The 13,366-nt window shown below is 70.8% G+C and carries 14 protein-coding genes; 7 read left to right on the top strand and 7 right to left on the bottom strand.

Annotation, left to right across the window (positions count from 1 at the left end; all coding sequences use genetic code 11):
- Nucleotides 1–40 precede the first annotated feature (40 nt).
- The 5 genes from ACWIHT_RS26895 (at nucleotide 41) to ACWIHT_RS26875 (ending at nucleotide 4,899) form a co-directional block, all read left to right on the top strand.
- Nucleotides 41–1,393 carry a ferredoxin reductase family protein gene (locus ACWIHT_RS26895; RefSeq protein ID WP_456170823.1) on the top strand — a complete coding sequence of 451 codons (1,353 nt, stop codon included), beginning with the start codon at nucleotides 41–43 and terminating at the stop codon, nucleotides 1,391–1,393.
- 7 nt (nucleotides 1,394–1,400) lie between these two features.
- Complete coding sequence (locus ACWIHT_RS26890) at nucleotides 1,401–1,847, top strand: FMN-binding protein (RefSeq protein ID WP_456170822.1); 447 nt, start codon at nucleotides 1,401–1,403, stop codon at nucleotides 1,845–1,847.
- Between the two features lie 77 nt (nucleotides 1,848–1,924).
- Nucleotides 1,925–3,307 carry a ferredoxin reductase family protein gene (locus ACWIHT_RS26885; RefSeq protein WP_456170821.1) on the top strand — a complete coding sequence of 461 codons (1,383 nt, stop codon included), beginning with the start codon at nucleotides 1,925–1,927 and terminating at the stop codon, nucleotides 3,305–3,307.
- 19 nt (nucleotides 3,308–3,326) lie between these two features.
- Nucleotides 3,327–4,103, top strand: coding sequence for an FMN-binding protein (locus tag ACWIHT_RS26880; protein ID WP_456170820.1), 777 nt, complete (start codon nucleotides 3,327–3,329; stop codon nucleotides 4,101–4,103).
- The gene (locus ACWIHT_RS26875) at nucleotides 4,096–4,899 is read left to right on the top strand and encodes an FAD:protein FMN transferase (protein WP_456170819.1); all 804 of its coding nucleotides are present in this window, start codon (nucleotides 4,096–4,098) and stop codon (nucleotides 4,897–4,899) included. The genes ACWIHT_RS26880 and ACWIHT_RS26875 overlap by 8 nt, the downstream gene beginning before the upstream one ends.
- An 80-nt stretch (nucleotides 4,900–4,979) precedes the next feature.
- Here ACWIHT_RS26875 and ACWIHT_RS26870 read toward each other — a convergent pair whose 3' ends face one another.
- Genes ACWIHT_RS26870 through argC form a run of 5 tightly spaced genes read right to left on the bottom strand, consistent with a single transcriptional unit; the run spans nucleotide 4,980 to nucleotide 9,870 of the window.
- On the bottom strand, nucleotides 4,980–5,519 hold the full coding sequence (locus ACWIHT_RS26870) for an arginine repressor (RefSeq protein ID WP_200713757.1): 540 nt from the start codon (nucleotides 5,517–5,519) through the stop codon (nucleotides 4,980–4,982).
- Between the two features lie 19 nt (nucleotides 5,520–5,538).
- Complete coding sequence (locus tag ACWIHT_RS26865) at nucleotides 5,539–6,738, bottom strand: acetylornithine transaminase (RefSeq protein WP_456170818.1); 1,200 nt, start codon at nucleotides 6,736–6,738, stop codon at nucleotides 5,539–5,541.
- A complete protein-coding gene (gene argB, locus ACWIHT_RS26860; protein ID WP_456170817.1) occupies nucleotides 6,735–7,694 on the bottom strand; it encodes an acetylglutamate kinase in 960 nt (319 codons plus the stop codon). Before argB ends, ACWIHT_RS26865 begins: the two co-directional genes overlap by 4 nt.
- On the bottom strand, nucleotides 7,691–8,845 hold the full coding sequence (gene argJ / locus ACWIHT_RS26855) for a bifunctional glutamate N-acetyltransferase/amino-acid acetyltransferase ArgJ (protein ID WP_456170816.1): 1,155 nt from the start codon (nucleotides 8,843–8,845) through the stop codon (nucleotides 7,691–7,693). The genes argB and argJ overlap by 4 nt, the downstream gene beginning before the upstream one ends.
- The gene (gene argC / locus ACWIHT_RS26850) at nucleotides 8,842–9,870 is read right to left on the bottom strand and encodes an N-acetyl-gamma-glutamyl-phosphate reductase (RefSeq protein WP_456170815.1); all 1,029 of its coding nucleotides are present in this window, start codon (nucleotides 9,868–9,870) and stop codon (nucleotides 8,842–8,844) included. Before argC ends, argJ begins: the two co-directional genes overlap by 4 nt.
- Nucleotides 9,871–9,967: 97 nt before the next feature.
- Between argC and ACWIHT_RS26845 the strand changes: the two genes are divergently transcribed.
- Together ACWIHT_RS26845 and ACWIHT_RS26840 are read left to right on the top strand one after the other, a co-directional pair.
- A complete protein-coding gene (locus tag ACWIHT_RS26845; protein ID WP_456170813.1) occupies nucleotides 9,968–10,708 on the top strand; it encodes a VOC family protein in 741 nt (246 codons plus the stop codon).
- A gap of 172 nt (nucleotides 10,709–10,880) precedes the next feature.
- Nucleotides 10,881–11,519, top strand: coding sequence for a TMEM175 family protein (locus ACWIHT_RS26840; RefSeq protein ID WP_456170812.1), 639 nt, complete (start codon nucleotides 10,881–10,883; stop codon nucleotides 11,517–11,519).
- Between the two features lie 56 nt (nucleotides 11,520–11,575).
- On the opposite strand, the gene ACWIHT_RS26835 is transcribed toward ACWIHT_RS26840, so the two are convergent.
- Both ACWIHT_RS26835 and ACWIHT_RS26830 read right to left on the bottom strand, forming a co-directional pair.
- Nucleotides 11,576–12,061, bottom strand: coding sequence for a hypothetical protein (locus tag ACWIHT_RS26835; protein ID WP_456170811.1), 486 nt, complete (start codon nucleotides 12,059–12,061; stop codon nucleotides 11,576–11,578).
- 53 nt (nucleotides 12,062–12,114) lie between these two features.
- Nucleotides 12,115–13,317 carry a DUF6745 domain-containing protein gene (locus ACWIHT_RS26830; protein ID WP_456170809.1) on the bottom strand — a complete coding sequence of 401 codons (1,203 nt, stop codon included), beginning with the start codon at nucleotides 13,315–13,317 and terminating at the stop codon, nucleotides 12,115–12,117.
- Between the last annotated feature and the right edge of the window lie 49 nt (nucleotides 13,318–13,366).

Raw genomic sequence — 13,366 nt, 5'->3', positions numbered from 1 at the left:
CCCGCACAGTTGTGTGCGGGACAGGTGAAAGGACGCACACATGACCACCGTGTACGAGCAGCGGAAGGCGCCGCCCGTGCCGCGGGTGCCCCGGCGCTCGCCGGCGGGCCCGGTGCTGGCGCTGCTGTGGGCCGGTGCGGCGGCCGTCGTCGCCCTGTGGTGGGCGGACACCGGGTCGGTGGTCGGGGCCGCGGGCTGGCTGACCGGGGCCGGGCGGATCGCCGGGCTGCTGTGCGGGTACGCCTGCGCGGTGCTGGTGGGTCTGATGGCGCGGGTGCCGTTGCTGGAGCGGCGGATCGGCTCGGACCGGGTGGCGCGCTGGCACGCGATGGCGGGCCGGTACACGGTCTGTCTGCTGGTCGTGCATGTCGTGCTGATCCTGCTCGGGTACGCAGCGCAGGACCGTGCCTCGGTCGTGCACGAGACGGTCACGGTCGTCTTCGACTACCCGGACATGCTGAAGGCGACCTTCGGTGGGATCATCCTGTTCGCGGTCGGCATCACCTCGGCGCGGGCCGCGCGGCGCCGGGTGAGTTACGAGTTCTGGTACTACGTCCATCTCCTCACGTACGCGGCCGTGTTCCTCGCGTTCTTCCATCAACTGTCCCTGGGCGAGCAGTTCAACGGGCGGGCCGGGGCCACGGACGCCTGGTACGCGCTGTATCTCGGCGTCGCCGCACTGGTGTTGTGGTACCGGGTGCTCGCGCCGGTGCGGCTGAATCTGCGGCACCGGCTGCGGGTGGAGTCGGTGCACCGGGAGGCGCCGGGGGTGTACTCGGTGGTCGTGCGCGGGCGGCGGATCGACCAACTCGGCGCGGAAGCCGGGCAGTTCTTCCGCTGGCGGTTCTTCGGCGAGGGCATGGGCTGGACGTCGACGCCGTACTCGCTGTCGGCGCCGCCACGCGGGGACCTGCTGCGGATCACCGTCAAGGCACTCGGCGATCACAGCGCGGCCGTGCCGTTGCTGCGGCCTGGCGCGCGGGTGTGGGCGGAGGGGCCGTACGGCTCGCTGACCGTGGAACGACGCACCGGACAGCGGTCGTTGCTCATCGCGGCCGGGGTCGGGATCACCCCGCTGCGGGCGCTGTTCGAGACGCTGCCGGGCGAGGTGACGCTCTTGTACCGGGCGCGTTCGGCCCAGGACCTGGCGCTGGGCGGGGAGTTGGAGGCGATCGCGCGGTGGCGCGGGGCGAAGGTGCTGTACGCGCTCAACGGGCCGCGGGGGCAACGGCCTTCGCTCACGGCGGCGTATCTGCGTGAGGCCGTGCCCGGTCTCGCCGGGCACGACGTGTACATCTGCGGGCCGCACGCCTTCGCCCAGGAGCTGTACGGGGCGCTGTCCGCCGCCGGGGTGCCGGACCGCCGTATCCACCACGAGTCGTTCGAGCTGTGAGGTCGTCGTGCATCCGTTGAGGCAGAACCGGCCGCTGCGGCGGATCGTGCTGGCGAGCGCCGTGACCGCGTCCGGCCTGGTCATGCTGCTCGCGCTGAAGCCGCACACGGCGCCCGAGGTGGCCGCGGCTCCCGCGTCGGCGCCGTCAAGTGCCGCGACCGGCAAGGCCGTTGCCGGGACGAGGACGGTCACCGGCGAGACCGCGCAGACGCGTTGGGGTCCCGTACAGGTGAAGATCACCGTGACGAACGGGAAGATCACCGATGTCACGGCCGTCCAGTCGCCGTCGGAGAATCCGCGCGACCAGGAGATCAACTCCTATGCCCTGCCCCAGTTGAAGAGCGAGGCGCTGGCCGCGCAGAGCGCGAAGATCGACACGGTGTCGGGGGCCACGTACACAAGTGACGGTTACCGCCAGTCACTCCAGTCCGCACTGGACTCCGCCGGACTCTGAACGCACGGGCGCAACGGCACGTACTTCAGGGCCAAGGGGCCACGCCACCCCCCTTGTGCCCCGTCCACGGAGGAACCGTGACCACCACGCTCGCAGGCGGACGTGCCGCCCGCCGACAGACGATGCGCCGCATCCGCCCGCGCCGCTCCCCAGCGACCCTGCTGCTGCTCGCCGTCTGGGCGGGAGCGGTCGGGGTGCTGTGGCTCTGGTGGCACAACACGCCGTCCATCGCCGACCAGAACGGCAAGATCCTCAACGCGGGCCGTATCACTGGCCTGTTGGCGGGTTATCTGATGGCACTGGTCGTGCTCCAGATGGCCCGGGTGCCCGCCCTGGAACGCCGGGTCGGCTCGGACCGGGTCGCCCGCTGGCACGCGATGAGCGGTCGCTACACGCTCTGTCTGGTCTTCGCGCACGTCTTCCTCATCATGTGGGGCTACGCCCTCCAGGCGGGCAAGACGCTGAGCGACATCGTCCAGCAGACCATCGACTCGGTGAACCAGCTGCCCGACATGGGCAAGGCCGCCATCGGCACGGGCCTGTTCCTGCTCATCGGCCTGTCGTCGATCGGCGCCGTCCGCCGCAGGATCCCGTACGACACCTGGTACCACGTGCACCTGCTGACGTACGGCGCGGTGTTCCTGACCTTCTGGCACCAGATCACCACCGGCAACGACTTCGCGCTGACCCCGATCGCCAAGACCGTCTGGTACGGGCTCTACGGCACGGTCACCGCGCTGGTGGTCTGGTACCGGATCCTCACCCCGATCCGCCTCAACCTGCGCCACCGGATGTACGTCGAGGCGGTCATCGAGGAGACGCCCGGCATCGTGTCGGTGCTGATCGGCGGGCGGAAGCTGCACCGGATGGGCGCGGAGGCCGGGCAGTTCTTCCGCTGGCGGTTCCTCGCGCCGGGGATGCGGTTCAGCTCGCACCCGTACTCGCTGTCGGCGGCGCCCCGCCCGAACATGCTGCGGATCACGGTCAAGGCGATCGGCGACCACAGCGCCCGGCTGCGCGAACTGCGGCCCGGCATGAAGGTGTGGGCCGAGGGCCCGTACGGGGCGCTGACCTCGCAGCGCCGCACCCGCGGCAAGGTGCTGCTGGTCGCGGGCGGCGTCGGCATCACGCCGATGCGGGCGCTGTTCGAGACGCTGCCCGGCGCGGCCGGTGACATCACGCTGCTCTACCGGGCCAACACCACTCAGGACCTGGCGCTGTGGGACGAGTTGGCGAAGATCGCCGACGAGCGCGGCGCCCGTCTGATGTACGCGGTCAACAGCCCCGACGGTGAGCGCCCCGACATCTCGGCGGACTCGCTGCGCCGGAAGCTGCCCGACATCGACAACCACGACGTCTTCATGTGCGGGCCTCCCGGCTTCGCGCAGTCGGTCTACGAAGCACTGCGCGGCGCGGGGGTCCCCGCCCGCCGTATCCATCACGAGTCGTTCGAGATGTGAGCGACGGGAGTCAGGAGCAATGAAGAAGAGCCACCCCATCCGGCGTGTTCTGCTCGCGAGCGCCGCCACCGTGTCCGGGATCGTTCTGCTGCTCTCCCTGAAGCCGGCGACCGACTCCTCCTCGGCGTCCGCGCAGGGTGCGGCCCAGGGAGCCGCCGCCGCGCAGGAGTCGCCCCAGGGCGGTACCTCGGCGGCCGGGACCTCGACGGTCACCGGTACCGCCACCCAGACCGAGTACGGGGTCGTCCAGGTGCGCCTGACGGTCGCGAACGGAAAGATCACCAAGGCCGAGGCGATCCAGGCGCCCAAGGGCGGGACCAGCGACCAGAAGACCGCGCTGTCCGTCCCCAAGCTGAACCAGGAGGTGGTCGCCACCCAGAGCGCGGACATCACCTCCGTGACCGGGGCGACGTACACCAGCGGCGGCTACATCAAGTCCCTCCAGTCGGCCATCGACAAGTTGAAGACCGCCAACGCGGCGGCCCCGTCGCAGAGTTCGGCCGCCGCGGCGCCCGCCGCACAGGCCAAGACGGTCACCGGTGATGTCGCGACGACCATGTACGGGCCGGTCCAGGTCCGGATCACCGTCGCGAACGGCAAGATCACCAAGGCCGAGGCCGTGCAGGCCCCGAGCGGCGGGACCAGCGACCAGAAGACCGCGCTGGCGATCCCCAAGCTCAACCAGGAGGCCGTAGCGGCCGGGAACGCGAGCATCGACTCGGTGTCGAGCGCCACGTACACGAGCGGCGGTTACAAGCAGTCCCTTCAGTCGGCGCTGGACAAGGCCGGTGGCTGACACGGTGACCGATCCCGCGGAGGCTCCCGCCGCGCTGCGGCACGCCGAGGAGGTCATGGGGACGGTGTTCTCCTTCGACATCCGCGGCGGGGAGCCCGAGGCCGTCCAGGCGGTGTTGGAGCAGGCGGTCGCCCAACTGCACCGGGTCAACGAGGTGTTCAGCACCTACCGCGACGACAGCCAGGTGTCGCGGCTGGCTCGTGGTGAGCTGACCGTGGCGGAGTGCGACGCCGAGGTCGCCGAGGTGCTGGAGCTGGGCGCGGAGGCGGAGCGGGTCAGTTCCGGCTGGTTCAGCACGAACTACGAGGGCCGTCTCGACCCGACCGGCATCGTGAAGGGCTGGGCCGCCGAGCGCGCGGCCGAGCTGATCGCGTCGGCGGCCGGGGTGAGCGGGGTCAGTGTGAACGGCGGCGGCGACGTCCAGATGTTCGGCGCCCCGGGACCGCACCGGCCCTGGCGCGTCGGCGTCTCCGACCCGTTGCGTCCGGGCGGTCTCGCGGCCGTGATCTCCGCGGCGGGCACCGACGAACTCGCGGTCGCCACCTCGGGTACGGCGGAGCGCGGGGCGCACATCGTGGACCCGTCCACCGGCAAGTCCGCGGTGACCGACCTGGTCGCCGTCACCGTGGTGGCACCCCGGCTGACCTGGGCCGACTGCTGGGCCACGGCCGCGTTCGCGATGGGCTCACGGGAGGGCCTGGCCTGGCTGGAATCACTCCCGGACGTGGAGGCCCTGCTCATCACGGCGGGCGACGAAGTCCGCTGCACGGGCGGACTGGCGGGCCGCCTCGGGTAGGGATCCCCCATGCGAGTCGGGGGCGCACCGGAACTCTCCGGTGCGCCCCCGACTCGTAGCCCGTGGGTCGTACGGGTATGTCAGTGGTCGTTCTGCGCCAGCCGCAGCAGATGGTCCGCGAGGGCCTGTCCGCCCAGCGGGTCCCGGCTGATCAGCAGGAGCGTGTCGTCGCCGGCGATGGTGCCGAGGATGTCCTGGAGCTCCGCCTGGTCGATCGCCGAGGCGAGGAACTGGGCGGCGCCCGGCGGGGTGCGCAGGACCACGAGGTTGGCGGAGGCCTCCGCGGAGATCAGCAGCTCGGCGGAGAGCCGCCGCATCCGCTCCTCCTTCGCCGACTCCCCCAGCGGTACGCGCGGGGTGCGGAAGCCGCCCTCGCTCGGTACCGCGTAGATGAGGTCGCCGTCGTTGTTGCGGATCTTCACCGCGTTCAGCTCGTCCAGGTCCCGGGAGAGCGTCGCCTGGGTGACGCTCAGCCCGTCGTCGGACAGCAGTTTCGCCAACTGGCTCTGGGAGCGCACCGGTTGCCGGTTGAGGATGTCCACGATCCGGCGGTGGCGGGCGGTGCGGGTCTGCGGCACGGCCGGCCCCGTCGACTGTTCGTGCTCCTGCGCCTGACTCATCGTCGACTCATTCTCCGGATCATCCGTCCCCCTTGGCCACGTCCAGGACACCGGGCAACGCCCGGAGGAACGCGTCCACTTCGTCGTCGCCGAGGTTCAGCGGCGGCATCAGCCGTACGACATCGGGAGCGGGCGCGTTGACCAGGAAACCGGCGTCCTGAGCCGCCTGTTGCACCTGGGGCGCGAGCGGCTCGGTGAGCACGATACCGAGGAGGAGGCCCGCACCCCGGACATAATCGATCAACGGGTGACGAGAGCCGCCGTCGGCGCCCTCGATTCCGTCGCGCAGCTTCTCGCTCTGCCGCTTCACGTTGTCGAGCAGGCCCTCGGCCTCGATCGTGTCGAGTACGGCGAGTCCGGCGGCGCAGGCGACCGGGTTGCCGCCGAACGTCGTGCCGTGGTGGCCGGGCTGGAGCAGGTCGGCGGCGCGTCCGAAGGCGACGGTGGCACCGAGCGGCAGTCCGCCGCCGAGGCCCTTCGCGAGGGTCACGACATCGGGGAGCACGCCTTCGTGGGCCTGGTACTCGAACCAGTGCCCGGTACGGCCGACCCCGGTCTGCACCTCGTCGAGGACGAGCAGCGCGCCGTGCGCGGCGGTGATCGCGCGGGCCGCCTTCAGGTATCCGGCGGGCGGTACGACGACGCCGTTCTCGCCCTGGATGGGCTCGATGATGACGAGCGCGGTGTCGTCGGTGACGGCGGCGGCGAGGGCCTGCGCGTCGCCGTACGGGACGTGCGTGACATCGCCGGGCAGCGGTAGGAACGGCTCCTGCTTGCCGGGCTGGCCGGTGAGGGCGAGGGAGCCCATCGTCCGCCCGTGGAAGGCGCCTTGGGTGGCGACCATGTGCTGACGGCCCGTCAACCGGCCGATCTTGAAGGCGCCTTCGTTGGCCTCGGCGCCGGAGTTGCAGAAGAACACCTTGCCGTCGCGGCCGAAGCGCTCAAGCAGCCGTTCGGCGAGGGCGACGGGCGGTTCGGCGATGAACAGGTTGGAGACATGGCCGAGTTGGGCGATCTGCTTGCTGACCGCTTCGACGATCGCCGGGTGGGCGTGGCCGAGCGCGTTGACCGCGATACCGCCGACGAAGTCGGTGTACTCGTTGCCGTCGGCGTCCCACAGCTTGGCGCCCGCGCCGCGGACGAGAGGGAGCTTCGGGGTGCCGTAGTTGTTCATGAGCGACCCCTGCCACCGCTGGGTCAGGTCCTCATTCGCGCTCATGCGGCATCCCCCTGCTTCTTGCCGGACTTCTTGGCGGACTTCTTCTTGGCGGGCTTCGGGTCGGGCAGCTCGTCGGGCACGACCATCGTTCCGATGCCCTCGTCGGTGAAGATCTCCAGCAGGATCGAGTGCTGGACCCGGCCGTCGATGACCCGGGCGGTGGTCACGCCGTTGCGGACGGCGTGCAGACAGCCCTCCATCTTCGGCACCATCCCGGAACTCAACTCCGGGAGCAGCTTCTCCAGTTGGGAGGCCGTGAGGCGGCTGATCACCTCGTCGCTGTTGGGCCAGTCCTCGTAGAGGCCCTCGACGTCCGTGAGGACCATGAGGGTTTCGGCCCCAAGAGCAGCAGCGAGTGCCGCAGCCGCCGTATCAGCATTGACGTTGTAGACATGTCCGTCGTCCTCGCTCCTCGCGATCGACGAGACGACCGGGATCCGGCCGTCGGCGAGCAGTGCCTCGATCGCGCCGGTGTCGATGGCGGTGATCTCGCCCACCCGCCCGATGTCGACCAACTCCCCGTCGATCTCGGGCAGATGCTTGGTGGCGGTGATGGTGTGCGCGTCCTCGCCGGTCAACCCGACGGCGAGCGGCCCGTGTTGGTTGAGCAGCCCGACCAGCTCACGCTGGACCTGCCCGGCGAGCACCATCCGTACGACGTCCATGGCGTCCTCGGTGGTGACGCGCAGGCCGGCTTTGAACTCGCTGACGATGCCGTGCTTGTCGAGGGCGGCGCTGATCTGCGGGCCGCCGCCGTGCACGACGACGGGCTTGAGGCCGGCGTGGTGCAGGAACACGACGTCCTGGGCGAACGCGGCCTTCAGGTCCTCGTCGATCATGGCGTTGCCGCCGAACTTGATGACGACGGTCCTGCCGTTGTGCCGGGTCAGCCAGGGCAGCGCCTCGATGAGGATCTGCGCCTTGGGCAGCGCGGTGTGCTTGCGGGTAGTGCTCATGACGAGTACGCGCTGTTCTCGTGGACGTAGTCGGCGGTGAGGTCGTTGGTCCAGATCGTCGCCGTCTCGGACCCGGCTGCCAGGTCGGCGACGATGTGCACCTCGCGGTAGCGCATGTCGACCTTGTCGCGGTCTTCGCCGACTCCGCCGTTCTTGCACACCCACACGCCGTTGATGGCGACATTGAGCTGATCGGGCTCGAAGGCGGCCTTCGTGGTGCCGATCGCGGACAACACCCGTCCCCAGTTGGGGTCTTCGCCGTGGATCGCGCACTTGAGGAGGTTGTTGCGGGCGATGGAACGCCCCACCTCGACGGCGTCGTCCTCGCTCGCGGCGTTGACGATCTCGATCTTGATGTCCTTGCTGGCGCCCTCGGCGTCCCGGATGAGCTGCTGACCGAGGTCGTCGCAGACGGCACGCACGGCCTCGGCGAACTCCTCGTACTCCGGCGTGACTTGGGAGGCGCCGGAGGCGAGCAGCAGCACGGTGTCGTTGGTGGACATGCAGCCGTCGGAGTCGACCCGGTCGAAGGTGGTGCGGGTGGCGGCCCGAAGTGCCGTGTCCAGTACGTCGGTTTCGACGTCGGCGTCGGTGGTGAGGACGACGAGCATCGTGGCGAGGCCGGGGGCGAGCATGCCGGCGCCCTTGGCCATACCGCCGACGGTCCAGCCGTCCTTGGTGCTCACGACGGCGGTCTTGTGGACGGAGTCCGTGGTCTTGATGGCGATGGCGGCCTTCTCGCCGCCGTGCGGGGAGAGTTGACCGGCGGCGGCCTCAACTCCCGGGAGCAGCTTGTCCATCGGCAGCAGCAGCCCGATGAGTCCGGTGGAGGCGACGGCGACCTCGGCCGCGTTCAGTCCGAGCGTGTCGGCGACCTTCTCGGCGGTGGCGTGCGTGTCCTGGAAGCCCTTCGGGCCCGTACAGGCGTTGGCGCCACCGGAGTTGAGGATCACGGCGGAGACCTGGCCGCCCTTGAGCACCTGCTCGGACCACAGCACCGGCGCGGCTTTGACGCGGTTGGAGGTGAAGACGCCCGCGGCGGCGAGGCGGGGCCCGTTGTTGACCACGAGGGCCAGGTCCGGGTTGCCGTTCTCCTTGATTCCGGCGGCGATGCCCGCGGCCGTGAATCCCTGTGCTGCCGTCACACTCACGGCGCGACTCCGATCGTAGAAAGCCCGGTGGTCTCATCGAGTCCGAGGGCGAGGTTCATGCTCTGGACGGCACCGCCCGCGGTGCCCTTGGTCAGGTTGTCGATGGCGCTGATCGCGATGATGCGGCCCGCGGCCTCGTCGTACGCGACCTGCACCTGAACGGCGTTGGAACCGTAGACGGACGCCGTCGCCGGCCACTGCCCCTCGGGAAGGAGATACACGAACGGCTCGTCGGCGAAGGCCTTCTCGTAGGCGGCGCGGACCGACTCGGCGGTGACCCCGGGCTTCGCCTTGGCGCTGCACGTGGCGAGGATGCCGCGGGGCATGGGCGCGAGGGTGGGCGTGAAGGAGACGGTGACGGTCTCACCGGCCGCCTCGCCCAGGTTCTGGATGATCTCGGGGGTGTGCCGGTGCCCGCCGCCGACGCCGTACGGCGACATGGAGCCCATGACCTCGGAGCCGAGGAGGTGAGCCTTGGGCGCCTTGCCGGCACCCGAGGTCCCGGAGGCGGCGACGATCACGGCCTCGTTCTCGGCGAGCCCGGCGCCGTAGGCGGGGAAGAGCGCGAGGGAGGCGGCCGTGGGATAGCAACCGGGCACCGCGATGCGCTTGGACCCCTCCAACGCGGCGCGGGCGCCCGGCAGTTCCGGAAGGCCGTAGGGCCAGGTGCCGGCATGCGCGGAGCCGTAGAAGCGCTCCCAGTCGGCCGCGTTCTTCAGCCGGAAATCGGCGCCCATGTCGACGACGAGGACGTCCGGGCCGAGTCGCTCGGCGACGGCGGCGGACTGGCCGTGCGGGAGGGCGAGAAAAACGACGTCGTGTCCGGCGAGGACTTCCGGGGTAGTTTCCTGGAGGACTCGACCGGCCAGCGGCAGCAGATGCGGTTGGAGCGCGCCGAGTTTCTGTCCGGCGTTGGAGTTGCCGGTCAGCGCGCCGATCTCGACCTCGGGGTGGGCCAGGAGCAGACGCAGGAGTTCGCCACCCGCGTATCCACTCGCTCCGGCCACTGCCGCACGTACCGCCATGGAACCCTCCTCATCGATGGCATGACTATACGTATCGCTGCACGTTTATGCAATCCACCACTGTGGGTACGGGGAGCGGATGCATAGGATCGCCGACATGACGCTGCGACCCGTCCTGGTGAACATCAAGGCCGTCGATGACGCGGCGGTCGGCCGGTTCTGGGCGGAGGCACTCGGGTGGAGTCCCTCCCGTGCGGAACCCGGCGCGACGGCCGTCAAACCCGCCGGCTTCGACTGGTTGGACCCGGTCGGAGTCTGCGTCGACGTGATCGCCGTACCCGAACCCAAGACGGCGACGAAGAACCGGGTGCACCTCGATCTCGCCACCACCTCCGCCGCCCATCAGGCGGAGCTGGTCGCACGGCTCCGGTCGCTCGGCGCGAGGCCCGTCGACGTGGGCCAGGGCGAGGTGCCGTGGACGGTCCTCGCGGATCCGGAGGGCAACGAGTTCTGTGTGCTGGAGCCCAGGGAGGTCTACCGCGACACCGGGCCGATCGCCGCCGTCGTGATCGACTCCGTGGATCCGCGGGCCATGGCCCGGTTCTGGGGAGGGGCCACTGACTGGGCCCTGCACGAGGTGAGCGACAGCCACGCGACGTTCCGCTCCGCCAAGGGCGACGGTCCGTACTTCGAGTTCCTCCGCACCCCCGGCGCGAAGACCGTGCCGGACCGCGTCCATCTCGACCTGCTGCGGTACCCGAGCGACGACCACGAGGCGGAGGTGACCCGGCTGCGGGCCCTCGGCGCCACCGACCTCGACGTCGGCCAGGGCGATGTCCCGTGGCGGTGCCTGTCCGACCCGGAGGGCCACGAGTTCTGCGTCCTCGCCCGCTCCTGACCGGGGGCCCGGATGCCGACCGGCCCGGCGCGCGAGCCCGGTCGGCATCCGGGGCCCGGCCGTCATCCGCCGCCCGCGCGGCTCGGGCACGCCCGGTGGATGGCGTCGTACGGCGGACGTCCACCCTGCCCCATGCGTCACAGGCGGCACACGACGCCCTACCCTCGTCGCCATGACGGAGCCAGTGGCGCAGACCCACCCGCACGAGAACGACCCCGGCGCGACGCGCCTGCTCGCCCTGTCCGACGGCATCTACGCCATCGCGATGACCCTGCTCGTCATCGACGTGGCCGTCCCCGCGCATCTGGACGACGCCGGATTCCACAAGGCCCTCGGCGACGCCCTGCCCAGCCTCGGTGCCTTCGCCCTGAGCTTCTCCCTGATCTCCGGGTTCTGGCGCGACCACCGCCGCATCCTCACCGCGCTGCCCGGCGAGACGACCACGGTCACCCGCCTCGTGCTCCTCGGCCTCGGCCTGGTCGCACTGCTGCCCTTCCCCACGTCGCTGCTGGCCGAGTACGCCTCCCACCCCGAGGCCGTCGCCTTCTACGCGGGCGCCATGACCGCGATCCACGGGGTGCACGTGGCCCTGCTGCTGCTCACGCAACGCCAGGTGCACCCCTCCCCCGAGTCACCGGCCGCGCTGGCCCGCCGCCGCTTCACCACCCAACTCGGCACCAGCGCACTGATCTTCGCCCTGTCCATCCCGCTGGCCTTCGTCGACACGACGGCAGCCATGTGGTTCTGGGCCACGCTCGTCCCCGTGCACTACCTCATCGGCCACTACCGTCGGCGGCTCGCCCGGCCCTGACACCTCCCGCGCGAGGCATCCACCTCCTCACGTCGATCACCCGCATGGCGGCGGCGTCAGTCGGCGATCATCCGGTTGCCCAGGTTCCCCGGGTTCCCCAAGCGGCCGACGCGTTCGGTGTCGCGTTCGCGCTGTCGTCGTACGACGTACCGGCCGGGCGCGATGCCCGTGCCGCCGTGTTCGGGGTGGATGAGGTAGGCGACCGCCGAGGTCTCGATCATGGCGATGGCCAGACCCATGGTGTCGCGCAACTCCCTGGTCCAGCGGCAGGTGCCGGGGTCGGCGACCAGGGTGTGCGGATTGCCGCCGGCCGCGCCGCGCAGCAACTCGACGCCCGCGGCGGGCACTTCACGCCAGTGGCTGGTAGTGAGGGTGACGGCGCGGGCGACGAACGCGTACGGGACGACGATCAGGTCGCCCTGGGCCTGGAGGCCGTCGACGACGGGGATGGCGACCTCGCGTTCCAGGTGGTCGAGGACGTCGAGCCCGGAGCGGCGGGTCAGGTCGGCGAGAGTCGTGGCGGTGGATACGGGCATGGTCATGGGCGTCACCTCGGGTGTGTGAAGGGATGCGTGAAGGGGTGCGGGGCAGGAGTTCAGGTGCGGCGGACGAGCCGCGCGTAGTGCTCGCCGGACAGGCCGTACGTCCAACCGGCCGCCGCCACCGGGTCGTCGAAGTGCGCGGGGACGCTGAGGCCGTAGCGACGGTGGGTGCCGTCGGGCTCGACGGAACCGTTGACGACGAGGAGAAGACGGGCGGGGCGGCGCCACAACTCGCGCGGGACGTCGTAGAGATGGAGCGCGGAGCCGGGGTTGCCGGGATCGTCGGCCGCGGCGATGCGGCGGAGGCCGGCCTGCGCGATGTAGGTGTCCCAGCCGATGCGTTCGATGGCGCTGCGGCGGACCTCGACGTTGCGTTCGGCGTGGATGCGCTCGACGGACGGGTTGGTCATCACCCAGGCCGGGACGTGGGTGCCGTGCAGGACGTGGACCTGGGTGTCGTCGGCGAAGCGGACGGCGGGGCCGTCGTCCCGGTGCAGCCGTACCTCGCCGTGGTGGGCGTTGGGGAGGGGTTCGGTGTGGACCTCGGTGGGGCGCTCCGCCATCACGCAACGGCCCTCGCCCGGCCACCACCAGCCGGTGGAACGCGCCAACTCGGCCAGCAGGGCGAGCAGTTCGGCGTCGGGGCGGAGGTAGGCGGCCAGGCCGAGTCGGGCGTACACGTCGTAGTGGCCGATCCAGTGGGCGTCGTGCTGCCCGTACCAGGTCAGCCCGTCCGTGCCGCCGGTCGTGGGCATCGACTCGGCGCGGATCAGGGTGCGGACGCAGGTGTGCAGGGTGGTGCGCAGCGCATCGCCGACGATCATGTCGACGAGGGCGGAGGCGGCCACTCCCGCGGCCAGGGCCCGTTCGGCGGGGATGGGGTGGGACTGCCACCCGCGGTTCTCCGCCAGGGTGTGGCCGACAGCCCGGTCGAGGCTGCGGCGCAGTTCCTGCACGAGGTTGGCCAGTTGTGCCGCCGGGGGCCAATTCTGCGGGTAGCGGGGCAGGTTGGGGCCCCGGAAGCGGACAGGCGGGAAGGTGTGCGGGTCGTCGTGGACGAGCGACAGGGCCGCGGCGGGCGAGGGCGCCCAGACGAACTCCGGGGCCGGGGCGTCGATCAGTCGGTACAGGGCGGCGACGGCGGCTTCGGCCGCGGGCCGGTCGGCGGGACGCGCCGCGAGACCGTGCGTTCGCCATTCGTCGCTCAGCCGTCGGGCCGACGCGACACAGTGGGCTCCCTCAAGGGGAGCTGACACGGGGGTCACCGGAGGACTTCGAGGTCCGCCTTTCGATTCATCATGCGGG

Source organism: Streptomyces sp. NPDC002276, from assembly GCF_053891435.1.
This window is presented reverse-complemented; position numbering and strand designations above follow the sequence as displayed.

What these genes read in the sequence shown, in the direction of transcription:
- ACWIHT_RS26835 (WP_456170811.1), bottom strand. Translation starts at nt 12,061, where the DNA reads ATGACCATGCCCGTATCCACCGCCACGACTCTCGCCGACCTGACCCGC.
- ACWIHT_RS26865 (WP_456170818.1), bottom strand. Translation starts at nt 6,738, where the DNA reads ATGAGCGCGAATGAGGACCTGACCCAGCGGTGGCAGGGGTCGCTCATG.
- ACWIHT_RS26895 (WP_456170823.1), top strand. Translation starts at nt 41, where the DNA reads ATGACCACCGTGTACGAGCAGCGGAAGGCGCCGCCCGTGCCGCGGGTG.
- ACWIHT_RS26870 (WP_200713757.1), bottom strand. Translation starts at nt 5,519, where the DNA reads ATGAGTCAGGCGCAGGAGCACGAACAGTCGACGGGGCCGGCCGTGCCG.
- argB (WP_456170817.1), bottom strand. Translation starts at nt 7,694, where the DNA reads ATGAGCACTACCCGCAAGCACACCGCGCTGCCCAAGGCGCAGATCCTC.
- ACWIHT_RS26845 (WP_456170813.1), top strand. Translation starts at nt 9,968, where the DNA reads ATGACGCTGCGACCCGTCCTGGTGAACATCAAGGCCGTCGATGACGCG.
- ACWIHT_RS26880 (WP_456170820.1), top strand. Translation starts at nt 3,327, where the DNA reads ATGAAGAAGAGCCACCCCATCCGGCGTGTTCTGCTCGCGAGCGCCGCC.
- argC (WP_456170815.1), bottom strand. Translation starts at nt 9,870, where the DNA reads ATGGCGGTACGTGCGGCAGTGGCCGGAGCGAGTGGATACGCGGGTGGC.
- ACWIHT_RS26840 (WP_456170812.1), top strand. Translation starts at nt 10,881, where the DNA reads ATGACGGAGCCAGTGGCGCAGACCCACCCGCACGAGAACGACCCCGGC.